At 72.4% G+C, this 23954-nt stretch carries 22 protein-coding genes; 8 read left to right on the forward strand and 14 right to left on the reverse strand.

The window, feature by feature from the left end; translation table 11 throughout:
* The first annotated feature begins 29 nt into the window (after nt 1-29).
* A complete protein-coding gene (locus ACYVD5_RS17230; RefSeq protein ID WP_461002078.1) occupies nt 30-722 on the forward strand; it encodes an HAD family hydrolase in 693 nt (230 codons plus the stop codon).
* Between the two features lie 19 nt (nt 723-741).
* Here ACYVD5_RS17230 and ACYVD5_RS17235 read toward each other — a convergent pair whose 3' ends face one another.
* The 3 genes from ACYVD5_RS17235 to ACYVD5_RS17245 form a co-directional block, all read right to left on the reverse strand.
* Nucleotides 742-1950 (reverse strand): acyltransferase family protein, encoded by a 1209-nt coding sequence (locus tag ACYVD5_RS17235; RefSeq protein WP_461002079.1) that lies wholly within the window; start codon nt 1948-1950, stop codon nt 742-744.
* 709 nt (nt 1951-2659) lie between these two features.
* Nucleotides 2660-3295, reverse strand: coding sequence for a TetR/AcrR family transcriptional regulator (locus tag ACYVD5_RS17240; protein ID WP_461002080.1), 636 nt, complete (start codon nt 3293-3295; stop codon nt 2660-2662).
* A 93-nt stretch (nt 3296-3388) separates the two neighbouring features.
* Nucleotides 3389-4078 (reverse strand): hypothetical protein, encoded by a 690-nt coding sequence (locus tag ACYVD5_RS17245; RefSeq protein ID WP_461002081.1) that lies wholly within the window; start codon nt 4076-4078, stop codon nt 3389-3391.
* A gap of 227 nt (nt 4079-4305) precedes the next feature.
* Between ACYVD5_RS17245 and deoC the strand changes: the two genes are divergently transcribed.
* The 6 genes from deoC (at nt 4306) to ACYVD5_RS17275 (ending at nt 11302) form a co-directional block, all read left to right on the forward strand.
* Entirely contained in the window at nt 4306-5262 is a 957-nt protein-coding gene (gene deoC, locus ACYVD5_RS17250; protein WP_461002082.1) for a deoxyribose-phosphate aldolase, read from the forward strand.
* 55 nt (nt 5263-5317) lie between these two features.
* Nucleotides 5318-6772, forward strand: a complete 1455-nt coding sequence (locus ACYVD5_RS17255) for an aldehyde dehydrogenase family protein (RefSeq protein ID WP_461002083.1) — start codon at nt 5318-5320, stop codon at nt 6770-6772.
* Nucleotides 6773-6812: 40 nt separating this feature from the next.
* On the forward strand, nt 6813-7721 hold the full coding sequence (locus tag ACYVD5_RS17260) for an aldehyde dehydrogenase family protein (protein WP_461002122.1): 909 nt from the start codon (nt 6813-6815) through the stop codon (nt 7719-7721).
* Nucleotides 7722-7921: 200 nt separating this feature from the next.
* A complete protein-coding gene (locus ACYVD5_RS17265; protein WP_461002084.1) occupies nt 7922-8479 on the forward strand; it encodes a GNAT family N-acetyltransferase in 558 nt (185 codons plus the stop codon).
* A gap of 142 nt (nt 8480-8621) precedes the next feature.
* Complete coding sequence (locus tag ACYVD5_RS17270) at nt 8622-9440, forward strand: purine-nucleoside phosphorylase (protein ID WP_461002085.1); 819 nt, start codon at nt 8622-8624, stop codon at nt 9438-9440.
* Between the two features lie 179 nt (nt 9441-9619).
* A complete protein-coding gene (locus tag ACYVD5_RS17275; protein WP_461002086.1) occupies nt 9620-11302 on the forward strand; it encodes a phospho-sugar mutase in 1683 nt (560 codons plus the stop codon).
* 51 nt (nt 11303-11353) lie between these two features.
* Here the strand turns inward: ACYVD5_RS17275 and ACYVD5_RS17280 are convergent, their stop codons facing one another.
* The 11 genes from ACYVD5_RS17280 to ACYVD5_RS17330 all read right to left on the reverse strand — a co-directional run bounded on the left by ACYVD5_RS17280 (nt 11354) and on the right by ACYVD5_RS17330 (nt 23177).
* The gene (locus tag ACYVD5_RS17280) at nt 11354-12625 is read right to left on the reverse strand and encodes a thymidine phosphorylase (RefSeq protein WP_461002087.1); all 1272 of its coding nucleotides are present in this window, start codon (nt 12623-12625) and stop codon (nt 11354-11356) included.
* A gap of 53 nt (nt 12626-12678) precedes the next feature.
* Entirely contained in the window at nt 12679-13152 is a 474-nt protein-coding gene (locus ACYVD5_RS17285; RefSeq protein WP_461002088.1) for a cytidine deaminase, read from the reverse strand.
* A complete protein-coding gene (locus ACYVD5_RS17290) occupies nt 13149-14702 on the reverse strand; it encodes an ABC transporter permease (protein ID WP_461002089.1) in 1554 nt (517 codons plus the stop codon). Before ACYVD5_RS17290 ends, ACYVD5_RS17285 begins: the two co-directional genes overlap by 4 nt.
* Nucleotides 14699-16135 (reverse strand): ABC transporter permease, encoded by a 1437-nt coding sequence (locus ACYVD5_RS17295; RefSeq protein ID WP_461002090.1) that lies wholly within the window; start codon nt 16133-16135, stop codon nt 14699-14701. The genes ACYVD5_RS17290 and ACYVD5_RS17295 overlap by 4 nt, the downstream gene beginning before the upstream one ends.
* Nucleotides 16132-17718 carry an ABC transporter ATP-binding protein gene (locus ACYVD5_RS17300; protein WP_461002091.1) on the reverse strand — a complete coding sequence of 529 codons (1587 nt, stop codon included), beginning with the start codon at nt 17716-17718 and terminating at the stop codon, nt 16132-16134. Before ACYVD5_RS17300 ends, ACYVD5_RS17295 begins: the two co-directional genes overlap by 4 nt.
* A 185-nt stretch (nt 17719-17903) precedes the next feature.
* Nucleotides 17904-18974, reverse strand: coding sequence for a BMP family lipoprotein (locus ACYVD5_RS17305; protein WP_461002092.1), 1071 nt, complete (start codon nt 18972-18974; stop codon nt 17904-17906).
* Between the two features lie 286 nt (nt 18975-19260).
* Nucleotides 19261-20064 carry an alpha/beta fold hydrolase gene (locus ACYVD5_RS17310; RefSeq protein ID WP_461002093.1) on the reverse strand — a complete coding sequence of 268 codons (804 nt, stop codon included), beginning with the start codon at nt 20062-20064 and terminating at the stop codon, nt 19261-19263.
* Nucleotides 20061-20429 carry a biotin/lipoyl-containing protein gene (locus tag ACYVD5_RS17315; RefSeq protein WP_461002094.1) on the reverse strand — a complete coding sequence of 123 codons (369 nt, stop codon included), beginning with the start codon at nt 20427-20429 and terminating at the stop codon, nt 20061-20063. Before ACYVD5_RS17315 ends, ACYVD5_RS17310 begins: the two co-directional genes overlap by 4 nt.
* 2 nt (nt 20430-20431) lie before the next feature.
* The gene (locus ACYVD5_RS17320; protein WP_461002095.1) at nt 20432-21484 is read right to left on the reverse strand and encodes an alpha-ketoacid dehydrogenase subunit beta; all 1053 of its coding nucleotides are present in this window, start codon (nt 21482-21484) and stop codon (nt 20432-20434) included.
* Nucleotides 21481-22578: a thiamine pyrophosphate-dependent enzyme gene (locus ACYVD5_RS17325; RefSeq protein WP_461002096.1), complete on the reverse strand. Its 1098-nt coding sequence runs from the start codon at nt 22576-22578 to the stop codon at nt 21481-21483. Before ACYVD5_RS17325 ends, ACYVD5_RS17320 begins: the two co-directional genes overlap by 4 nt.
* Before the next feature lie 239 nt (nt 22579-22817).
* Nucleotides 22818-23177 carry a hypothetical protein gene (locus ACYVD5_RS17330; protein WP_461002097.1) on the reverse strand — a complete coding sequence of 120 codons (360 nt, stop codon included), beginning with the start codon at nt 23175-23177 and terminating at the stop codon, nt 22818-22820.
* Nucleotides 23178-23335: 158 nt separating this feature from the next.
* Between ACYVD5_RS17330 and ACYVD5_RS17335 the strand changes: the two genes are divergently transcribed.
* The gene (locus ACYVD5_RS17335) at nt 23336-23926 is read left to right on the forward strand and encodes an Lrp/AsnC family transcriptional regulator (RefSeq protein WP_461002098.1); all 591 of its coding nucleotides are present in this window, start codon (nt 23336-23338) and stop codon (nt 23924-23926) included.
* Nucleotides 23927-23954: the final 28 nt, after the last annotated feature.

Genomic DNA, 23954 nt, shown 5'->3' on the forward strand with positions numbered 1-23954 from the left:
ACGGCGCGCACAACCGCGCGGGGGAGCCGATGCCGCGTCCGATGAACCTGATCTTCGACGCCGACGACACGCTGTGGGAATGCAACATCCTCTTCGAGCAGGCGATCGAGGAGTTCGTCGACTACGTCGGCCACCCCACCCTCTCCCGCGCCGAGGTCCGCGCGGTGCTCACCGAAATCGAGCGCGAGAACAGCGCCGCCTACGGCTACGGCGCCCGGGTCTTCGAACGCAGCCTGGGCGACTGCCTGGCGCGGCTGCGGCCCGGCACCGGAGTCGGCGCGGCCGACCGCGCGCACCTGCACCGGCTGTGCACCCGGATCGTCGAAGGCGAGATCGTCCTGCTCGAAGGCGTGCTGGAGACCCTGTACGCGCTGCGGGAGCGGCACACCCTGTACCTGCTCACCAAGGGACACAGCGCCGACCAGCAGCACAAGATCGACGGCTCGGGACTCGCCCCGCTGTTCACCGGGGTCGGGATCGTGCCCGAGAAGGACACCGCGGCCTACCGCACCTTCGGCCGGTCCCACGGGCTCAACCCCGAACACACCTGGATGATCGGCAACTCGGTGCGCTCCGATGTGCTGCCGGCGCTGGAAGCCGGGCTGGGCGCGGTCCTGGTGCCGCATCCGGCGACCTGGGTGCTCGAACACGCCGAACCGCCCGAGCGGCACGACCGCTTCCGCGAGGTCACGCCGTTCGGACGGCTGGCCGAGGTCTTCTGAACCCGCTGCGCGCGGCCGATCAGAATACGCGTTTGGCGCCGGGAGCCAGGCGCAGCAGGTGGGACGCCGACCAGCACAGCGGTAGTGCCAGCGCGCCCACCGCGGCGAACTTGGCGATCGCCGGCGCCTCCCACCAGGACAAGGCGTGGCTGAGGCCGACCAGCACCAGCGGGTGCAGGAAGTAGACGCCGTATGCCCGGTCGGCGAGGAACCTCCCGAACGCGCCCCTGCGGTTGAACCAGCGCTGGAACAGCCACAGCACGGCGATGATCATCGAAACGGCAAAGGAGCACTCCACGGCGGCGGTGGCCAGCGTTTGCCATGATCCGGGCCCGGTGCCGACCCCCCAGAACACGAGTGCGGGGAAATAGGCGACACCGGAGACGCCGGCGAACGCGAGCGTCGCCCACCCCGCCGTCCGGGGGATCCCTTCGAGCAGGTTCAGCCACCCGTTGCGGAAGGCGAGGATCCCGACGGTGAACAGCAGCGCGTACTGCGGCATGTAGGCGGGCGAGGGCAGGCCGGTGACCGGCCAGGACGTATTCATCGGGACGGGGATGCGCCACAGGTAGGTGGCGGCGATGAGCAGCACCGTGAAGCCGGCGACCGGCAAGAGGCCCTTGGTCCACGCGCGGGGCGGGGCGGCGCCGGCCCGCTGCGGCGCCCCGGTGGCGCGCGGCGCCCGAATCCTCCTGATCAGCACATAGACCAGGCTGAACACCAGCAGCGTCTCGACGAACCACATCGGCCCCGTCCCCCAGTTGTTGAGGAAAACGCGCCAGAAGGGGAGGCCGGCGGGGTTGTCGATGTAGTCGGGGAGGTTGAGCACCGGCCGCATCAGCAGCACGAAGAGCAGCAGCGGGACTCCGAGCCGCAGGAGGCGTCCGCCGAGGAAAGGGCGGGAGCCCCGGCGGTCGTGGGAGCCGGGGACGAAGAATCCGGAGATAAGGAAGAAGAACCCCATGAAGTACGCCTGGTTCATGACGACCAGGAGGTCGAGCAGGCCGCCGGTGGGGTCCTGGGCCGGCTCGGCGTAGTACCAGCGCGGGATGTTGCCGTAGGTCACCCCCACGTGGTGCAGGACGACGAGCATCGTCAGCGCGATGCGGATGTTGTCGAGGTAGTACACCCGGGGGCGCGGTGCAGCGGCGCGTGCCTGCGGGTGCGGGCCGGGTGCGGTGCGGTCGGCGGTGGGGCCGGAGACAGCTGCGGCCGATTTTTTGTCCATGCGGACAGTTTTCAGGTTGTACGCCCAGAAAGCAAGCTATATGGACACGCCGTTGGCTGCACGGTCGACTTTCGGTACGGCAGGCCGGGCGGGGTGCGGGAGTCGGAAGGCACATCCGTGCTGCTCGGCCGGTGCTTGCGCCGCCGGTGGCCGCAAGCGGCCGCGGATGGCGGGGCGGCACAGGCGGTGCAGGAGGGGGTGAACTGGTGGCGGTTGGGGCTGAAGTAGGCAACGACCATGCAGAAATGCCGGTCTCAGCTCTAATATGTGGGTATTTCTGCATGATCATCACGACGGGCAGCCCATGAGCGACGCATTGCTCCCGAGATGACCGGTTTGCGTTTTGATTCGAGTGGGACGAAACAGGTAGCGCGGTCAGCCGCAACGCCGCCCGCCATCGCCGCCCCGTTGCGGCCTCGGCCACCCGTGCACGGCACCGGTGGCCGCCCGCCCGGGCCCGCGCCGCCCCGGCGCCGCCTTTCCTTGCAGGCCGCCCGGTACCCGGCCGACTGCAAGGCCGCACAGCGGACCGGTGCCGCCCCGTTGGGGCCGCTACCGCCTGCTCGCAGTACCGCCGCAGCCGGCCTTGACCCTTTGCGGCCGTCGATGCCGCTTTTCACGTCCAGATCCGTGGGCCGACCGGGGCAAGGCCGCCGAGCGGACCCGTGTCCACCCGAATCACGGTCCCCCGAATCACAAAGCGAACGAATCAACCAGGCTGGTTCTCAGCCCGGGTGGCGCGGTCGAAGAGGTCCGCGAGTTCGCGGGCGTGGGCGCTCATGTCGTACTCGGGGTAGGTGTACCAGTACTCGAACATGCCGTCTATGGCCGACTGGAGCGTCACCGCCATCACCCGCCGGTCGAAGTCGCAGAACACACCGGACTCCTGGCCGGCGCGGAACCTCTCCTCGTAGGACCGGTAGATGGGTTCGAGGCTCGCGACGCCGTACCGGGTATTGCCTTGGGCGGTCCGCGACCCGTTGTAGATGCCGGCAAGCGCGACGAACCGGTCGCGGTGCCCCTGCATGTACTCGGCGACGGACAGGATGTGCGCGCGCAGCGCCGATCGGGCGTCCTCCGACTCCAGGACGTGCGGCACCACGAACTCGATCACGTCGCGGTAGACCCGGGCCACGACCTGCTCCATCAGTTCGTCCTTGCCGGAGAAGTGGTAGGAGATCACGCCCTTGCTGATGCCGGCCTGTTTGGCGATCCTGGCCAGCGAGGCATTGGAGAAACCGGCATCGGCGATGGTGCTGATGGCGGCCTCGATTATCTGCGCCCGCCGCGCTTCCTCGATGAACGAGCGCTTTTCGTGACCGTCCGCACTGATTTCTGGCCGCATGGTCAGAAATTACCAGGTCTGCGGCACGCAGCGCTGCAGGTCCGGCAACCGGAATCCGGGAAACCGGCCCGCGAGGCAGGGCGGCGCGGTCTCCTAGCGCTTCGACCGGGTGATGTGGTTGGCGGTGCGGTCGCGGTGTTCCAGCGCGTCGCTGGTGGTGCGCGACTGGGCGCGCATCAAGCGGCGGGCATCGTCGGCGGCCGCCCGCGCGGTCTGGGCGGAGGCGGCCCGGCGGGGCGTATCGGCATCGTCCTCTCCCAGCCCCAGGTCGCTGGGCAGCCCGATCCGGCCGACGATGCGCAGCTGGGCGCCCTCTTGCGAGGCCGACGGGCGGATGTCGCCGGTTTCCGACTTCCAGTTGCGCAGCCGGTGCTGCAACCACTCGACGCCCTCATAACCGGCACCCTGGGGCCACGGCGCACCATCGTGGCGGTGGCCCAGGGCATGCAGCAGATCGCCCAGAGTCCAGCCCGCGGAGAAGAACCGGGCGGCTTCATCGCGCAGCTCGGTGAACTCGACCCCCCGCAGCGAGGGGTCGCTGCGGCGCAGGGTCTCGCACGCCCGGTGCACGTCGCTGCGGGTGTGTACCGGGGCCGCCAGCGGATCGGGCGCCCGCCGCGACAGCAGCGCCGGATCGACGGTGACCACCACGTCGCCGCCGCCGCGGTTCTGCCAGATGCTCACCTGGTCGCGCGGCCAGCCCTGGGATTCCGCGAGATCGGCCGCGAGCCGCCGCAGATCCAGCTCGCCGCTGTCATCGGAGGTGATGCGAAATTCGGCCACACTCCCCGCCTTCCCCTGGCAACGCCGCGCTGCCTGCGCGGCCACCCGTGTCGCGGTGAACCCTTCGCCCCCATCATGCCCGATGGGTCCGGCCGGCCGCGGCGCCGTACTTTTGCACAGGCCACTTGCCGGCGATGGCCCCGAGGTGCGGCGTGGCACTATGGTGGCGATGCCCACCGGCGCCACAAGCTGCCGGTGCGACCTTCGCGACCAGCGATATCCGTGAGGTGCCCGTGCCAGAAACCGCCCCCCTGCCCGACCCGGCGCCCGATCTGCCGAACACGTCGCTGCGGGCGCTGCTGCACGGGCTGCCCGGCGTCGACGAAACCGGGGTCCGTGCGCGCGCCGCCGACCTCGCCACCCGCTCCATCAAGACCACGGCCAAGGCGCGGGCGATCGACCTCGCCATCGGCATAATCGACCTCACCACTCTTGAGGGCGCCGACACCCCCGGGAAGGTCCGCGCGCTCTCGGCCAAGGCCATGCGCCCCGATCCCGCCGACCCCGCTGTTCCGCCGGTCGCCGCCGTGTGCGTCTACTCCGACCTGGTCGCCCCGGCCGCCGCCGCGCTCGCCGGCTCCGGTGTCAAGGTCGCCTCGGTGGCCACCGCCTTTCCCGCGGGCCGGGCGCCGCTCGAAGCGAAACTCGCCGACACCCGCCGCGCGGTCGCCGACGGCGCGGCCGATATCGACATGGTGATCGACCGCGGCGCGTTCCTCGCCGGCGACTACCGGGCGGTCCACGACCAGATCACCGCGGTCAAGGAGGCCTGCGGCGACGCGCACCTGAAGGTCATCCTGGAAACCGGCGAACTCGGCACCTACGACAACGTCCGCCGCGCCTCCTGGCTGGCCATCCGCGCCGGTGCCGACTTCATCAAGACCTCCACCGGCAAGGTCGCCCCCGCCGCCACCCTGCCGGTCACGCTCATCATGCTTGAGGCGGTGCGCGACCACTACGCCGCCACCGGGCGCCGTGTCGGCGTCAAACCCGCGGGCGGCATCCGCACCACCAAGGACGCCCTGCGGTACCTGGTGCTCGTGAACGAGGTCGCCGGCGGCGCCTGGCTCGACCCCGCTTATTTCCGCCTCGGTGCTTCCAGCCTGCTCAACGACCTGCTGATGCAGCGCACCCGGCTTTCCACCGGCACCTACCCGGGACCCGACCACTACACCCTGGACTGACCGGGCCGACCGGCATAAGGACCAACGGGACCAACAGGACTAAGAGGGCCGAGCAGTGGCAGCACAGGACCACGGGATCTTCGAGTACGCGCCTGCACCCGAATCGCGCAGCGCGGTGCGGCTGCGCCCCGCCTACGAACTGTTCATCGACGGCGAGTTCGTGCCCGCCAAGTCCGGCGAGCACATGGCCACGGCCAACCCCGCCGACGAAGAGCACCTCGCACACGTCTCGGTGGCCGGCGAGGCCGACCTCGACCGCGCCGTCACCGCGGCCCGGCGCGCATTCGAGGGCGTGTGGAGCGCCATGCCCGGCGCCGAACGCGGCAAGTACCTGTTCCGGATTGCCCGCATCCTCCAGGAACGCGCCCGCGAACTCGCCGTGCTGGAGACCCTCGACAACGGCAAACCCATCAAGGAGACCCGCGACACCGACCTCCCGCTGGTCGCCGCGTACTTCTTCTACCACGCCGGGTGGGCCGACAAGCTCGACCACGCCGGTATGGGCCCCGCCCCGCGCCCCGTCGGAGTAGCCGCCCAGGTCATCCCGTGGAACTTCCCGCTGCTGATGCTGGCCTGGAAGATCGCGCCCGCCCTGGCCGCAGGCAACACCGTCGTGCTCAAGCCCGCCGAAACCACTCCGCTGACCGCGCTGGTCTTCGCCGAAATCTGCCAAGAGGCCGAACTCCCGCCCGGCGTCGTCAACATCGTCACCGGCGCGGGCGGCACCGGACGGTCCCTGGTGGCACACCCCGGAACCGACAAGGTCGCCTTCACCGGTTCCACCGCGGTCGGCCGCGAAATCGCGCGCACCGTCGCCGGCACCGGCAAACGCCTCACCCTCGAACTGGGCGGCAAGGGCGCCAACATCGTCTACGACGACGCCGCGCTGGACCAGGCCGTCGAAGGCATCGTCTCCGGCATCTTCTTCAACCAGGGGCATGTCTGCTGCGCCGGGTCGCGGCTGCTGGTCCAGGAATCGGCCGCCGACGAACTGCTGTCCCGGCTGCGCGCCCGCATCGAGCGGCTGCGGCTCGGCGACCCGCTCGACAAGAACACCGACATCGGCGCCATCAACTCCGCCGCACAGTTGGAACGCATCCGCGAACTCGCCCGCGCGGGCGCCGACGAGGGCGCCGAAGCCTGGTCGCCGCAGTGCGAACTCCCCGAACACGGCTACTGGTTCCCCCCGACCGTGTTCACCGGTGTCACCCAGGCCCACCGCATCGCCCGCGAGGAGATCTTCGGTCCGGTGCTGTCGGTGCTGACCTTCCGCACCCCCGACGAAGCCGTGGCCAAGGCCAACAACACCCCCTACGGCCTCTCCGCGGGGGTGTGGACCGAGAAAGGATCGCGCATGCTGTGGACCGCCGAACGGCTGCGCGCCGGTGTGGTCTGGTCCAACACGTTCAACAAGTTCGATCCGGCCAGCCCATTCGGCGGGTACAAGGAATCCGGCTACGGCCGCGAGGGCGGCCGCCACGGACTGGAGGCATACCTTGTCCACGCCTGATCAGCCCGGCCCCGCCGCCGCCCGGCCCGCCGCCGATACCGTGCACGCCGAGGCCGCCGAACTCGCCGACCCCGCCGGTGCGCCTGCCGCCGCGCGCATCCCGGTCCGCAAGACCTACAAGCTCTACGTGGGCGGGGCGTTCCCCCGCTCCGAGTCAGGCAGGTGCTACTCCGTGACCGCATCCGGCGGCGCCCACCTCGCCAACGCCGCGCTCGCCTCACGCAAGGACGCCCGCGATGCCGTGGTCGCCGCGCGCGCCGCCTTCCCTGGCTGGTCGGGGCGCACCGCCTACAACCGCGGCCAGATCCTCTACCGCGCAGCCGAGGTGATGGAGGGCCGCCGCGCCCAGTTCGCCGCCGAGCTCACCGAGGCCGACGGCATCAGCGCCGACCGGGCCGATGCGGTCGTCGGCGCTGCCATCGACCGGTGGGTGTACTACGCCGGCTGGCCCGACAAGATCGCGCAGGTACTGGGCGCCGCCAACCCGGTCTCAGGGCCGTACTTCAACCTGTCCAAGCCCGAGCCCGCCGGCGTCGTGGCGGTCCTCGCCCCGCCGCAGGACCCGCTGCTGGGCCTGGTCTCGGTGCTGGCGCCGGTGATCGCCACCGGCAACACCGCGGTACTCGTCGCCGGCGAGCGCGCACCCCTGCCCGCCATCACCCTCGCCGAGGTGCTGGCAACCTCCGACCTGCCCGGCGGGGTCGTGAACATCCTCACCGGCCGCCTCGCCGATATCGCGCCGCACCTGGCCTCCCACGCCGACATCGACGGCCTCGACCTCACCGGCGCCGACCCGCAGGCCGCCGCCGAACTCGAACGCAGCGCCGCGCAGACCCTCAAACGGGTGCTGCGCCCCAACGACGGCGAAGACCGGTGGGCCGCGCCCGGCACCGCCCGCATGACCCCGTTCCTGGAGACCAAAACCGTCTGGCACCCCATCGGCACCTGATCCGCCGGCAGCAGGCGGCCGCCCCGGCCGTTCGCCGCCCGCCGGGCGCCGCGCGCACCGTCGGCCGCGCAGGTCGGCGGTGATCCGGGGCGGCTCTGCCATAGTGAAAACACCGGGCGCGTCCGGCAGCGGGCCGCCGGACGCGCCGAACAGCACGGAACGCCGGCCGGGCGGGCACGACACGCAAGACAGGGGACCCAGTGGGCGAGAGCGCGAGCGCAGCAGGATTGCGCGCGGCGATCGACCTGGTGCGGCTGGACCAACCCGGCCCCGAGGTCGAACGGCTCCGCGCCGCCGTCCTGCGCATCCGGGTCGCGCCGGGCCAACGCGGCCTGGTCACCGAAGCCGTCCAGACGCTGCCGCGCGCCGACGCCGACCCTTACCGCACCCCGTTCGCCGTGCTGCGCGACCGCCGCCCAATCGGTTTCGGCATCATCGACCGCGGCGGCGCCCTGGCCGATCTCGCAGGTGTCGCCGCCGATCCGGCGCGCACCGTCCTGCTGCGCGCGTTCTACCTCGCCCCCGAATGGCAGGGCCAGGGGATCGGCCGCCGCGTCTGCGCCGCCATCGACCCGCTGGTGCGCGGCGTGCACCCGGACGCCGCCGAGGTGTTCGTCGTCGTCAGCGAGGCCAACCCCGCCGCTGTGCGCGCCTACCTCGCCGGCGGCTTCGCTCCCACCGGGTTCGTCCCCACTGGAAACCGCCTGGTCAGCGGGATGGCCGGGCCGCACGCCGTGCTCCGCAGGGGGATCGGGTGAACCCCGCGCCGCCGCGCTGCCGGCACGCGCCCCCGCGCAGTTCCCCGAACCTGGCGGTTCACCGTTGCCAGCCCGGGTCGGCGCGCGCCAAGATCACTGAGCGGGCCAACCGCGACACCCACAACCCAGGAGGTAAGCCCCAGTGACGACCGATCCGCACACCGCAGCCGCGAAGGCGGCCGATGAGCTGCGCTCCCGCACCGGCGTCGACTCCTACGACGCCGCGCTGGTGCTGGGGTCCGGGTGGGGGCCCGCCGCCGACACGCTCGGCACCGGCGGAGCCGAAGTGCCCACCAGCGAGCTGACCGGGTTCCTCGCGCCGGTGGTCGAGGGGCACAGCGGCACGGTCCGCAGCGTGCGCAGCGGCGACCGCGATCTGCTGGTGTTCCTCGGCCGCACCCACCTCTACGAAGGCCACGGTGCCCCCGCTGTCGCGCACGGCGTGCGTACGGCCGCCGCGGCCGGGGCGGCCACCGTCATCCTCACCAACGCGGCGGGCTCGCTCAACACCGACCTGGGTGTGGGCTCGCCGGTCCTGATCGCCGACCACATCAACCTCACCGGGCGCTCCCCGCTGGCGGGTCCGGCGTTTGTGGACCTGACCGAGACCTACTCCAAGGCGCTGCGCGACCTCGCCAAGCAGGTCGATCCCTCCTTGGCCGAAGGCGTCTACGCGGCCATGCCCGGACCGCATTTTGAAACCCCCGCCGAGATCCGGATGCTGCGCGCCATGGGGGCCGACCTGGTCGGCATGTCCACGGCGCTGGAGGCGATCGCCGCCCGCGAGGCCGGCGCGGCGGTGCTCGGGCTGTCGCTGGTCACCAACGTCGCAGCGGGACTGACGGGCCAGCCGCTGGACCACGAGGAGGTGCTGGCCACCGGCCGCGACGCTGCGGCCGACGTGGGTGCCCTGCTCGCATCGGTGGTCGAACGCCTGCCGGCGGTGCCGCGGAGCGCTTGAGACCGGCGCCCCGGCCGACCGGACCGACCGGCCCGGTTCTCCGAGGGCAGAGTGTCCGGACCCCCGGTGCCGGAGCACAGCCCGGCTTCCGCGGCCGCACCGCCGCGGCGCCCGGCAGGTAAGCGCGCCGAACAACGTCTTCACCGGCGTGCGCGGCAGCACAGCACGATAGGCAACGGATGGCGCAGAGCATGGGCGATTCCTACCGCACCGCGGCGCGGACCTGGCTCGACCAGGACCCCGACCCGGCGACCCGCGAAGAGCTGGCCGCGCTGCTCGACGCCGGCGACGAAGCGGCCCTCGCCGACCGGTTCGGCGCCAAACTGGAGTTCGGCACCGCCGGCCTGCGCGGCGCGCTGGGCGCCGGCCCCAACCGGATGAACCGGGTGACGGTCATGCGCGCCGCTGCCGGGGTCGCCCGGTGGGCCGGCGCCGGCAGCACGGTCGTCATCGGCTACGACGCCCGCCACCGCTCGGCCGACTTCGCCCGCGACTCCGCGGCCGTGCTGGCCGGGGCGGGCTGCACCGCACTCCTGCTGCCGCGGCCGCTGCCCACCCCGGTGCTGGCGTTCACCGTCGGCGACCTCGGCGCCGACGCCGGGATCATGGTCACCGCCAGCCACAACCCGCCCGAGGACAACGGGTACAAGGTCTATGTCGGCGGAACCGGCCCGGACGCCGGCAGCCAGATCGTCCCGCCGGCCGACACCGAGATATCGGCCGCCATCGACGCGGCGGGCACCGTGGCGGCGATCCCCCGCGCGGACACCTGGCAACTGCTGGGCGAGGATGCGGTCGAACGCTACGTGGCCGCCGTGAGCGCGCTCGCGCCGGGCCGCGACCGCGACATCACGGTGACCTACACCCCGCTGCACGGGGTCGGCGCGCAGACACTCGCCACGGCGTTCTCCTGGGCCGGTTTCCCCCCGCCGCACGCGGTGCGGGAGCAGAGCCGGCCCGACCCCGACTTCCCCACGGTCCGGTTCCCCAACCCCGAAGAGCCCGGCGCCATGGACCTCGCGCTGCTGGCCGCGCGCGACGAGGGCACCGACATCGTCCTGGCCAACGACCCCGACGCCGACCGGATGGCGGTGGCCGTGCCCGGCCACGGGCTGCTCACCGGCGACCAGGTCGGCGGGCTGCTGGCCGAGTACCTGCTGGGCCGCACCACCGGTGCCGACCGGATGGTGGCGACCACCATCGTCTCTGCCGGGCTGCTGCCCAAGATCGCCGCCGCCCACGGGGTCCGTTGCGCCGAAACCCTGACCGGATTCAAGTGGCTGGTGCGTGCGGCCGGGCCCGGCGAGCGCTGCGTGTTCGCCTACGAAGAGGCGCTGGGCTACTGCTTGGCCAACGACCAGGGGCGCCCGGTGGCCGACAAGGACGGCATCGGTGCCGCGCTGGCGCTCGCCGCGCTCGCCGCCGAAACCAAACGTGCGGGGCGCACCCTGCTCGACCTCGTCGACGACCAGGCACGCCGCTACGGATTGCACGCCACCGGCCAGGTTGCGCCGCGGGTCGCCGACCTCGCCGTGATCCCTGCGGCCATGCGCCGCCTGCGCGCCGATCCGCCGCGCGCCTTCGGGCCCTTGGCGGTGGAGGGGGTCGAGGATTTCACCGCGGGACTGCACGGCCTGCCGGCCACCGACGCCCTGCGCTACCGCCTCGGCGGTCCCGCCCGCGGCCGGCTCACCCTGCGCCCGTCGGGCACGGAACCCAAGTTGAAGGCCTACCTGGAAGTGGTGCTGCCGGTGGAGGGGGACGTCGCCGGCGTCCGAGCGCGGGCCGAGTCCCTCCTCGGCGACCTCGGCCGGGCGGTCGCGGACCTGTTTCCGGAACAGCAGCGGCCCGCCGCCGGTTAGCGGCGGGCGGTCCGCAGCCGCGCCTGAAGGCCGCGGCCGACCGGTGCCGGCTCAGCCGACCCGGTCGATCACCAGCGGCAGCCGGCGCTCGGCGCCGTCGATGGCGAACGCGTCGGCGACGGCCTCGGCGGCGCGCTCGAAGCGGGCGGGCTCGTCGGTGTGCAGGGTCAGCAGCGGGCGGCCCGCGCGGACCTGTTCGCCCGGTTTGGCGTGCAGTTCGATCCCGGCGCCGGGCGAGACGGCGTCCTGTTTGCGGGCACGGCCCGCGCCCAGGCGCCACGCCGCCACCCCGATCCCGTGGGCGTCCAGGCGGGTGAGCGTGCCGGTGGCGGGAGCCAGGATGTCGCGCCGCTCCGCGGCCGCCGGCAGCGGCGCATCGGGGTCGCCGCCCTGCGCCGCGACCATCCGCCGCCAGACGTCCATGGCCGAGCCGTCGCGCAGCGCCTCGGCCGGATCCGGTGCGGCGCCGAGCCCGGCGGCCTGCAGCATCTCCCGGGCCAGCTCCACCGTCAGCTCCACGACATCGGCCGGCCCGCCGCCCGACAGCACCTCGACCGCCTCGGCGACCTCCAGCGCATTGCCCACGCGGCGGCCCAGCGGGACGTCCATCGCGGTGAGCACGGCCCGGGTGCGCACCCCGTGGTCGGTACCGATCGCCACCATGGTCTCGGCGAGCTCCCGCGCCGAGCCGGTGTCCTTCATGAACGCACCCGAGCCGACCTTGACGTCCAGCACCAGCGACGCCGTGCCCTCAGCGAGCTTCTTGGACATGATGGAGGCGGCGATGAGCGGGATCGATTCCACGGTGCCGGTGACGTCGCGCAGCGCGTAGAGCTTGCGGTCGGCGGGCGCCAGGCCCGGACCCGCCGCGCACACGGCGCAGCCCGCCTCGGCCAGTTGGGCGCGCATCCGCTCGGGTGAGAGGTCGGCGCGCCAGCCGCGGATGGACTCCAACTTGTCGAGGGTGCCACCGGTGTGGCCCAGTCCCCGCCCCGACAGTTGCGGCACCGCCGCGCCGCAGGCGGCGACGGCCGGGGTCAGCGCCAAGGTGATCTTGTCGCCGACGCCGCCGGTGGAGTGCTTGTCGGTCGTGGGCCTGCCCAAGCCGGTGAAGTCCAGCCGCCGACCGGAGTCCAGCATGGCCCGGGTCCACGCGCCGACCTCGGCCCGGGTCATCCCGCGCCACACGATGGCCATGTTCAGGGCGGCCATCTGCTCCTCGGCCACCGCGCCGCTGGTGTAGGCGTCGATGACCCAGCCGATCTGTTCGCCGCTCAGTTCGCCGCCGTCGCGTTTGGCGGTGATGATCTCGATGGCCTCCATCGCGTCCCTCCGCTTGCCCGGGGGTGCTCCGCCGGCCTGTCCAGCGGGCCGGATCAGCCTTCCAGGTCGGCGGGGCCGAACGCCAGGGGGAGCAACTCGTCCAGCGTGCGCACACCCCGCGGCGTATCGACCAGCAGCGCCGGCCCGCCGTGTTCGAAGAGCAGTTGGCGGCAGCGGCCGCACGGCATCAGCGGGGCGCCGCCGCGGTCCACGCAGGCGAACGCGCGCAGCCGCCCGCCGCCGGTTGCGTGCAGGGCCGAAACCAGACCGCATTCGGCGCACAGCCCCAGCCCGTAGGACGCGTTCTCGACGTTGCAGCCCGACACCGTGCGCCCGTCGTCGACCAGGGCCGCCGCGCCCACCGGGAATCCGGAGTAGGGCGCGTAGGCGCGCTCCATCGCCCGCGTGGCCGCGGCACGCAGCCCCGGCCAGTCCGGTTGGGGCGGCTGGTCCGGCCGGGGCGACCCCTGCGTGCCGGCCGGGCGGCCGCCGCCGCCCGGCTCCGGAGCCGCGCCGCCGCCGCTCATGCGCGGCCCTTGCGCCACTGGCGGCCCACTCCCGCGGGCGGGCGCAGCCGCTGCGAGGCCAGGGCGAGCACCAGCAGCGTTGCGATGTGCGGGCTGTAGGTCACAAGCTGGCCCGGCAGCGTGTCGGTGCCGAGGTACCAGACCAGCACCAGTGATCCCACCAGCCCCGCGGCCACCACCGGGACCCCGGAGCGGCCGGCCTCCTGCGGCCAATCGGTCGCCAGGAACAGCGCAACCCCGGCGAACAGCACACCGAGGATGCCCAGCGCCCAGGCAATCGGCACCATGCCCGGACCGCCGAAAGCCAGGACCGCGCCGCCGGCCGCGATCGTCACCGTGCTCATCAGACTCACCCAGGCCGTGGTCGCCACGGCGCCGAAGAGGCTCAGCTTCGACGTACTCCGCTCCGCGCCGCACGGGCCGAGGGTCCAGTACGGCTCGCGCTCGGTGCCGACCCCGAAATGGCCGCGCACACGCCACATCGCAGTGAGGAACATGGCCGCACACGCCACCAGCAGCGCCGCGGCGATCAGCAGCAGCAGCGCGTGTACCGCCCCTCCGCCGCCGCGCACCTGCAGCGCGTCGGTGAGTCCGAACAGCCCGGCGCCCATCGCCAGCCCGCCCGGACGCCAGTTCCCGAAGATCATCGCGGCCAGCCCGATGTAGCCGCGCCCGCCGGTCTGGCCCTCCTGGTACACCGACGAGGCCACCATTGCCAGGAAAACCCCGCCGAGTCCGGCGAACCCGCCGGAGAACACCACCGCCGTGAACTTGTAGGCGTAAACCGGCACGCCCAGCGACTCCGCGGCGTCGGGATTCTCGCCGCACGAGCGCAGCCGCAGCCCGAACGGGGTGTGCCACAGCACGACGAACGTCAGCGGCGCAAGCAGGATGCCCAGCAGCGTCACCACCGACATGCCGGTCGTCAGCCCCGTGATCAGCGACGCGGTGTCGGAGACCAGGAACACCCCCGAATCGCGCAGCGGCGCCAGCGCCTCGGCCACATACGGCAGCCCCACAGTGGGGAACTCGGGCAGCTGCGGCGACTGCGCCGCGCCGCCCCCGGGCGCGTCGGCGAAGAACAGCAGCGACAGGTAGCGCATCGCACCGACCGCCAGGATGTTGATCGCAACACCCGAGACGATGTGGTCGACACCGAAGGTGACGGTCGCCACCGCGTGGATCAGGCCGCCGGCCATACCGCCCAGCACGCCGGCGACCAGACCCGCCCACGGGCTGTCGAGGCTCCAGGCGAAGTAGGCGCCGCACCAAGTGCCCAGCACCATCATGCCTTCGAGGCCGATGTTGATGATCCCGGCGCGTTCGGCCCACACACCGCCCAGCCCCGCCAGCCCGATGGGCACGGCAAAGGCCAGGGTCGCTTGGATGGTGCCCGCGCTGGTCAGCATCGACTGGCCGGTGATGGCGCGTACCCCGGCCAGCGCCACGAACGCCGCGATCGCGATGGTGGCGAACCGCCACCGCGACCGGGTGGTGCGCCGCGCGGCGGCGTCGGCCGGCTCGCGGGAGACCGTCAGATCCTGGCTCATGACGCCGCCGCCTCCTCACGGTCGCCGCGGGCGAGCTCCCGGCCGACCTGCTGCTGCTGGTAGCGCAGACCCCAGCGGTGCACGACCTCGTACACCACGACCACGGTCAGCACGATGGTGGCCTGGGTGACCACGGCGATCTCCTTGGGAATGCCCTCGAAGTCCAGGATCTGGCTTGACTGGTCCAAAAACGCCCAGAACAGTGCGGCGAACGCGATCCCGACGGGATGGTTGCGCCCCAGCAGCGCGATCGCGATGCCGGTGAACCCGAGCCCGGTGGGAAAGTCCAGCGCATAGTAGTGCGACTGGCCGAGCAGCTGCGGGACCCCCACCAGCCCGGCGATCATCCCGGAGATCACCATCGACAGCAGCACCATGCGCTTGATGTCGATCCCGCTTGCCCGCGCGGCGGTCGGCGACTGGCCGGTGGCGCGCAGGGCGAAACCGAAGCGGGTGCGGTTCAGCATCAGCCAGTAGCCCGCCCCCACCGCGATCGCCAGCACCACCAGGCCGAAGATCTCGCGGTCGGCGCCCATGAAGCCGGCGGGGATGCCCGGCACCCACCCCGACTCCGCGATCTCGCGGGTGCCGATGTTGTTGGTGCTGATCTGCACCGCCAACCGGTCGGTGTTGAGCAGGTAGGCGGTGATGCCGGTGGCCACCGAGTTCAGCATGATCGTGGAGATCACCTCGGACACCCCGCGGGCGACCTTGAGGTAGCCGGCGATACCCGCCCAGAAGCCGCCGACGGCCACCGCAACCGCGATGATGACGATCTGGTGGATCACCGGCGGCAGCACCCAGGCGCCGCCCACGGCGGCGGCCATCAGCGCCGCCAGCCGGTACTGGCCGTCCACACCGATGTTGAACAGCTTCATCTTGAAGCCGATCGCCACCGCCACCGCCGACAGGTAGAAGGTGGTGCCGGAGTTGACGACGAGGACGAGGCTGTCGGGCTGCAACCCGAAGTCCAGCATCTTGCCGAAGGCCTCCAGCGGCGCGACCCCGCTGACGCCCAGCACCAGCGCGGTCAGCGCCAGCGCGAGCACCCCGGCCGCCGCCACCGCGCCGAAGGACAGCGCAAGCGTGGTCGGCAGGCGCCGGTAGATCAGGAACGCGGCCACCGCGCCGATCAGTGCACCCAGCGGGTAGGCCGCGGGCTCGATCAGCCACCAGTCCAGGACCCCGCCGGCCAGCACGGCCGCGACCACCGACAGCAGCAGCGCGATCGGTGTCACCAGCAGCCGGTGCACGCGGGTGTCGGCGTCCTCGGTGGCCGGGCGGGTCGTGGCCGCCACCACGGCGAACGCCGGCACCGTGCCCAGCGCAGCGGCCGCCGGAGCCAGCAGGCCCAAGTCGGCGCCGGCGGTGACCCCCGCGGCCACAACGGCGGCCAGACCGACCGCGGCCGGGGTGGGGATGGAGAACCTCATGCGCCGTCCTCACCTTCGCCGCTGCCGCCGCCGTCCTCGGGCGCGGCACCGCTGCCCGCTCCGGCACCGGTCATTGCCGCGCCGAGTTCCTCAGGAGTGACCGACAACGGGTCGGCCGCAGACACCAGCCGGCCGCGGAGAACGACGTGCAGCGTATCGGACATCCCGATCAGCTCGTCCAAGTCAGCCGATACCAGCAGCACCGCCAGCCCTTCGCTGCGCGCCCGGCGCAGGTGCTCCCAGATCGCCGCCTGGGCGCCCACGTCGACACCGCGGGTGGGATGGGCGGCCACCAGCACCTTCGGGTCGCCGCTCATCTCGCGGCCCACGATCAGTTTCTGCTGGTTGCCGCCGCTGAGCGCCTCGGCGATGACGTCGATGCCGGGCGTGCGCACGTCGTACTCGGCGACGATCCGCCCGGTGTCCTCGCGCGCCCCCGCCCGGTCGATCCAGATACCGCGGGCGTTGGGAGCCTCGCCCTGGTGGCCGAGTATGCGGTTCTCCCACAGCGGGGACTCCAGCAGCACCCCGTGGCGGTGGCGGTCCTCGGGGATGTAGCCGACCCCGGCCTCGCGGATGTCCAGGGTCTGCCAGCCGGTGATGTCGCGGCCATCGAGCCGCACACTGCCCTGCTCGATGGGGCGCATCCCCATGACGGCCTCGATCAGTTCCGACTGGCCGTTGCCCTCAACACCGGCGATACCGACGATCTCGCCGCGGCGGATGGTCAGCGACACGCCGTCGACGACCCGCCGCCCGCCGGGCTCGGCCACCCGCAGATCGGCGACCTCCAGCATCGGCCGGTCGGTGACCGTGGATTCGCGCAGCTCGGGCACTGGCAGCTCACCGCCGACCATCAGCGTCGCCAGTTCGCGGGCGCTGGTGGCGCCCGGGTCGACCGTTGCCACGGTGGTGCCGCGCCGGATCACGGTGATGGTGTCGGCGACCGAAAGCACCTCGTCGAGCTTGTGCGAGATGAAGATGACCGTCAGGCCCTCCCGCTTGAGCTCGCGCAGGTTGTCGAACAGCTCGTCGACCTCCTGGGGCACCAGCACCGCCGTGGGCTCATCCAGGATGATGATGTCGGCGCCGCGGTAGAGGACCTTGAGGATCTCCACCCGCTGGCGCCGGCCCACCCCCAGCTCCTCCATCAGCCGGTCGGGCTCCACCCCCAGCCCGTACTGCTCCGACAGCGAGACGATGCGGCTGCGCGCGCCCCGCCCGATGCCGCTGCGGCGCTCGGCGCCCAGCACGACGTTCTCCAGCACGGTGAGGTTGTCGGCGAGCATGAAGTGCTGGTGCACCATGCCGATGCCGTGCTTGATGGCGTCGGAGGGGGAGGCCAACCGCACCGCCGCACCCTTGACCGAAATGGTGCCTTCGTCCGGCCGGTGCATGCCGTAAAGGGTCTTCATCAGGGTGGACTTGCCGGCACCGTTCTCGCCCACGATGGCGTGCACGGTGCCGGCCTCCACGGCTATGTCGATGTCGTGGTTGGCCACGACCCCCGGGAACCTTTTGGTTATCCCGCGCAGCTCGACGGCGGGCGGTGCCTCTCCGCCGCCGGATGGTGCGCTGCTCATCCGACTCCTCGTAACTGACTTCGGGCCGCGGCAGGCCCGTGCCCGGGGGACGGGCCCGCTGCGGCGGAGCTGAGGGGGAGAAGAAAACGGATCGCGGCACCGGGGCGCGGGCGGCGTGCCCGTGCCCCGGTGCCGCGGGGGAGCGGCCCGGCGGCGGCCCCATCGGGACCGCCGCCCTGCAACCGCTACGGCTTGGTCGGAACCTCGATCTCGCCGTCGATGATCTGCTGCTTCAGTTCGTCGAGCCGGCCTTCGATGTCGGAGATCTCCTCCTTGTTGGCCTTGCTGTAGCCCACACCGCCGCTGGCCAGGTCGAAGCGCTGCACGCCCGATTGGACCTCGCCCTCCGACGCCGACTTCACGTAGTCGAACACCGCAGTGTCGACCCGCTTCAGCGCCGAGGTGAGCACGTACTGCTTCTGGTCCTCGGCCGCGCTCTTGTACTGGTCGCTGTCGACACCGATGAACAGCTTCTCGGCGTCGGCCACGGCTTCGAGCACGCCGTTGCCCGAAGCGCCGGCCGCGTGGTAAATGACGTCCGCGCCCTGGTCGAGCTGTCCCTGGGCGGTCGAACGGCCCGTTGCCGGGTCGGAGAAACCGCTCATGTCCGGCGGCTGGGTGAGGTAGGTGCTCTCGATCTCGATATCGGGATTGACCTCCTCGGCCCCTGCCACGTAACCCGCCTCGAACCGCTTGATCAGCGGGGTCTCGACACCGCCCACGAACCCGATGTGGTCCTCTTCGCTCTTCAGCGCGGCGGCCGCACCGGCCAGGAACGACGCCTGCTCGGCAGCGAAGACCAGGCTGGTGACGTTCTGCTCGTCCTTGATCTCGGAGTCGACGATGGCGAAGTCCACGTCCGAGTAGGCGTCCTGGCTCGCCACGTTGATCATCGGCTGGGTGTAGGCGAAACCCACCCCGATGATCACGTTGAAGCCCTGGTCGGCCATGTTCTTCAGGCGCTCTTCCTTGTCGACGTCGGACTCGCCCTCGCTGGGTTCGAAGTCCTGGACGTCCTCGCTGCTGAGGCCGAGTTCCTCCTCGACGCGCTGCAGCCCGCGGTAGGCGGAGTCGTTGAACGACTTGTCGCCCCGGCCGCCGACGTCGTAGGCGAGGCCGACACGGATGCCGTCGCCGCCTTCTCCAGTGCCGCTGCCCTCTTCGCCTCCGCCTTGCGGGTTGTCACAGGCCGTCAAGGCCAGGGTCAGCACGCCGGCCGCGGTGGCGGCGGCGAGCTTGGCGGCTCGCTTGTTCACTCTTCACTCCCCTTCAGCCCTGAAGCGGCCCACGTTCGTGGGTGGGCTCGCCGGGTTCTGCTGCCGGACGATATCCGTTCCGCGAATGGTCACCAATCACCGGGGAAGGGTTGTTATGAAGGCGAGAGCAGAGTGAAACGGACGTGACCTCCTGCGCCGTTTCCGCCGCTCGGCGGTGCCGTCTCGGCTGGTCTGCGGCTGCGGCGCAACGGCAATTCTCGCCCAGGCTCCGCGGCTCCGTTGGGTAACGGTGCCGCCACGGGCGCGTCGCGCCGCCGCGGGCGGTTCAGCCGCCGGTTCGGCCGCCGGAACGCGCCGGGTCTTCGGCGGTGAGGAACCGGACAGCGGCCTGTTTGAGGCGCTGCGCCGAGACCGCGGTGCGGTGGTCGCGGCCCGGTGCCCGCAGCCCGGTGCCGCCCACCTGCACGGCCAGGCCCTCCATGCCGGCGGCGAGGTCGTCGCGGTCACCGGCCATCAGCAGCATCGGGGTTGCGCGCGGCGCGGGTTCGGGGCGGAACGGCTGGGCCGCCTGCCCGCGGGCGCAGGCCGCCAGCGCCGCCGGATCGCTGCCGGGCAGTTGTGCGGCCGCCCGGTAGACCCGGCCGAACGGCGAGTCGCCGGCCCCGGAGCCTGCCGGGCCGCCCGGGCCTGCCGGCCCGGCAAGGCCGTCCAGGCCGGCCGGATCGGTGCCCGCGAACGCGTCGTGCGGCCCGAAACCGCCCAGCACGGCCCGGCGCACCCGCTGCGGATGCGCCAGCGCCAACTCCCAGGCCAACCGCGCCCCCAGCGAGTACCCCACCACGTCGGCGCGCTCGGCCCCGAGCGCGTCGAGCACGGCCAGCAGGTCGCCGACAAAGGCTTCGGTGGTGTAGGCCGCCGGGTCGTGCGGCTTGCCGCTGGCGCCGTGCCCGCGCAGGTCGCAGCCGATGACGGGCAGACCCGCGAGGGCCCGCGTCCAACCCGTCCGTACCCAGTTCAGCTCGTGGTCGGAGCCGAAACCGTGCACCAGCAGCACCGGGACGCCCGCGGCATCGGGGTCGGGGGCGGTGTAGTGCAGCGGTACCGGCGCGCCCGGCCTGTGCCCGGTCACTGCTCCTCCTCCGGCGGCGGGCTGAGGGTGACGCGGCGGCGCGGCGGTTGGTCGGCGGGGACCGTGCCCACGATCCCCGCGGCGGCCTCGGCCGGGCCCTCGGCCGCGCTCTCGGCGGCGACCTCGAAGGTCGCCAGCGGCGCGCCCACCGCCACCGACTCGCCGGCTGCGGCGTGCAACCGGGCGACAACGCCGGTGTGCGGCGACGGGATCTCCACCGCGGACTTGGCGGTCTCGACCTCGACCAGCGGCCCGTTGCGCTCGACCCGATCGCCCGGGCGCACCAGCCACTCCAGCACGGTCGCCTCGACCAGGCCTTCGCCGAGGTCGGGCAGCCGGAAGACCGCCTCGTTCGCGTGTGCCATGGTCACCGCCCCTCCGGTCGGTCGTCCGGCCGGGAACCGAACGTGCGTTGGACGGCGAAGAGGATGCGGTCGACGGTGGGCAGGTACTGCGGTTCCAGCGGCCCCGCCGGATAGGGCACGTCGAACCCGGTGACCCGCTGCACCGGCGCGGCCAGCCGGGAGAACGCCCGCTCGGTGATCAGCGCGCTGACCTCGGCGCCCAGCCCGGCCGTCAGCGGGGCCTCGTGGACCACCACAGCGCGCCGGGTGCGGCGCACCGATTCGGCCGCCCCGGCGGCGTCGATGGGTTTCAGCCACCGCAGGTCCACCACCTCCAGCTCCACACCGTCCTCGGCGGCGAGCTCGGCGGCCTGCACGCAGCGGTGCACCATCGCGCCCCAGGCCACCAGCGTTGCGTGGCGGCCGCTGCGCACCACGCGGCTGGTCCCCTCCGGCGGCTGCCCGGCGGTCTGCGCGGGCCCGGCGAAGGAGCGGCGGTCCCAGTAGCGCGCCTTGGGCTCCAGGAAGACCACCGGGTCGTCGCAGCGCACCGACTGCAGCAGCAGGCCGTAGGCGTCGTCGGCGTCGGCCGGTGCGGCCACCTTCAGGCCGGGGATGTGCGCGAACAGCGCCTCCAGGCTCTCCCCGTGGTGCTCGGGCGCCTGGATACCGCCGAAACTGGGGATGCGCAGCGTGATCGGCATCGGCGCCCTGCCGCGCGAGCGGTAGTTCATCCGCGCCATCTGGTTGGCGATCTGGTCCAGGGCCGGGTAGGCGAACCCGTCGAACTGCAGCTCGGGCACCGGGCGCCGGCCGTTCATCGCAAGGCCCACGGCCATACCGACGATGCCCGCCTCCGCCAGCGGGGTGTCGAACACGCGGTGCGCGCCGTGGCGCTCCTGCAGGCCGTCGGTCACGCGGAACACCCCGCCCAGCTTGCCCACGTCCTCGCCGAAGACCAGGGTGGCGGGGTCTTCGGCCAGCGCCCGGTCCAGCGCCCGGTTCAGCGCCTCGCGCAGCGTGGCCGGGGGTGCGGGCGCCTCGGCGGGACCGGTTTCCGCGGCGGCCGGGCTCATCGGACCTCCTCCTGCCAGATCCGCTGCTGGCGGGCCAGATCGCCGCCGGGCTCGCGGAAGACGTGGGTGAACAGGTCCGTTCCGGGCGGTTCGGGAGCGGTGCTGACGCCGTCGCGGATGCGTTCGGCCGCGGCGCGGCACTCTGTTTCGGCCCGGTCGAAGAAGTCCGCGCCGGCGTGCCCGGCCGCCTCCAGCGTTGCGCGCGCCCGCAGCAGCGGGTCGCGCTCGGCCCAGGCGCGCTCTTCGCCGGGATCGCGGTAGCGGGAGGTGTCGTCGGAGGTGGAGTGGGGTGCGGCCCGGTAGGTCAGCGCCTCGACAAGGGCGGGCCCGCCGCCGGAGCGGGCGTGCTCCAGCGCCGCGCCGACAGCGGCGTGCACCGCCGCGAGATCGTCGCCGTCGACCGCGGTGCCGGGCATCCCGTACCCGGCGGCGCGGGCGGCCACCGACCCGCCCGCGATCTGGCCGTCGTTGGGCACCGACAGCGCCCACCGGTTGTTCTGGCACACGAATACCACGGGCGCCCCCATGACGCCGGCCAGGTTCATCGCCTCGTGCACGTCGCCCTCGGAACTGGCGCCGTCGCCGAAGTAGGACACCGCGCAGCCGGTGCGTCCGGCCAGTTTCTCGCCCAGCGCCCAGCCGACCGCGTGCGGGACGGGACCGCCGACCACGGCGTTGATCGGCGCGAACCGCGAGGCGACGGGGTCGTAGAGGCCGCCGTGCCACAGCGCGCGGTGGCTGGCCATGTAGCCGACCATGTCGACGCCCAGCGTCAGCGCGACGGCCATCTCGCGGTAGGTGGGAAACGCGAAGTCGCGTTCGGGATCCATTGCGGCGGCGCTGCCGACCTGGGCGGCCTCCTGGCCGCGCAGCGAGACATAGGCGGGCAGGACCCCGTGGCGCTGCAGTGCCACGGCCTCGCCGTCCAGCAGCCTGGCGGTGAGCATGGTGCGGTACAGGCGCCGCGACAGCGCGGCCGGCAGGGCCGGCGCGGGCTCCTGGCGCGCGTGCGCAGGTTCGCGGGTCGGTGCGGCGGGCGGCTCCTCGGTAGCGGGGCTTGGTCCGGGCGGCTGCGCCGTCTCCGTGGTCTCCATGGCCCGATTGTGCGCCGGGTATCGACAGATACGCCAGATATTCGCGGAAGATGCAGACAGGCAACCACGAAAATGGTTGGATGGTCCGCAATCGTCTAACTCGGTCTGGTGTAGTGGAAGGTGTATGGGCAACCGGTGCGGACGATCGGTTCCTGTTCCTGTTCCTGTGCCTGTTGCTGCTGCTCCCGGTGCGGCGGTGCGGGCGGGCGCTCAGCGCTGTGCCCCGGATCGCAGCCGGATCAGAGGTCGGGCAGCGGATCGGGCGGCAGCGACGCGGTTCCCTCCGACTCGGCATCGCAGGCGTTGATCACCGAGACGTACTCCTCGTCGACCTCGAAGGTGTGGGCGCCGAGGTGGAAGGTGGGGATCAGGTGCGTGTCGACCGGGCCGATCCGCACATCGCGCGGGAACACGTGCCAAATGCCCTTGGGCCGGGTGCGGCTCCAGAACCGGTTCACCAGTATGGTCACGGTCGCTTCGGTCACCACGAACACGAAGAACTGCGACTCGTTCCACGAAGCGGGGAAGATGTAGCGGATCTCGGCTCCGGCCGGGAGGAAGCCCCGCGCTCGCTCGCGGATCCTGGGGGATACCGGCATGGTGCCTCCTTGCGGTCACCGCACGCGTGCGCCGCGCGCCCTGGCACCATGTTAGATCCGGATTACGCAGCAGCCGAGTGCCGGATCCGCGGCGCAGGCGCCAAAGCGCGCCCGCGGTCCCGCGGATCGCCAACGACTCGACCCCCAGGAGCCAGGGCATGACCGACGGGCAGCAGCGGCAAGGACACGGCCAATCGCGGCAGGGCGCCGAACCCGAACGCGGCAAGCCCGTGCGCACCGGGCCGCCGGAAGGGCCCGGAGCATCCGGTGAGCGTCCCCGCCAGCGCGGCCCCCGCCTGCCCGACTCCACCGACGAGGTCATCATCGGTGCGCTGGCCGACGACGCCCGCACGGGCATCACCGAGATCGCGGCGATGGCCAACGTGTCGCGGGCGACCGCCTACAACCGCATCAAGCGCCTCACCGACGACGGTGTCATCCGCGGATACTCCGTGGTCGCCGACCACGCGCGGATGGGGCTGGGCGTGACCGCGCTGGTGCTGATCTCGGGCAGCCAGCCCGACTGGAGGGCCAACCGCGAGGTCCTTTCGTCCTACCCGGAGATCGAGTACTGCTGGTATGTGGTGGGTTCGGCCGACATCGTGCTGCTGGTGCGCGTGGCCGACACCGATCGGCTGCGCGACCTGATCCTCACCCGGCTGCAGGCCCTGCCGGGTGTCACCGCCACCCAGACCCTCACCGTCATCGACGAGGTCGTCCACCGGCCGGTGGTCAAGCCCGCCGACTGAGCCGGGCGACCAGGGCCGCCTGCGCGGC

Source organism: Streptomonospora sediminis (genome assembly GCF_054778995.1).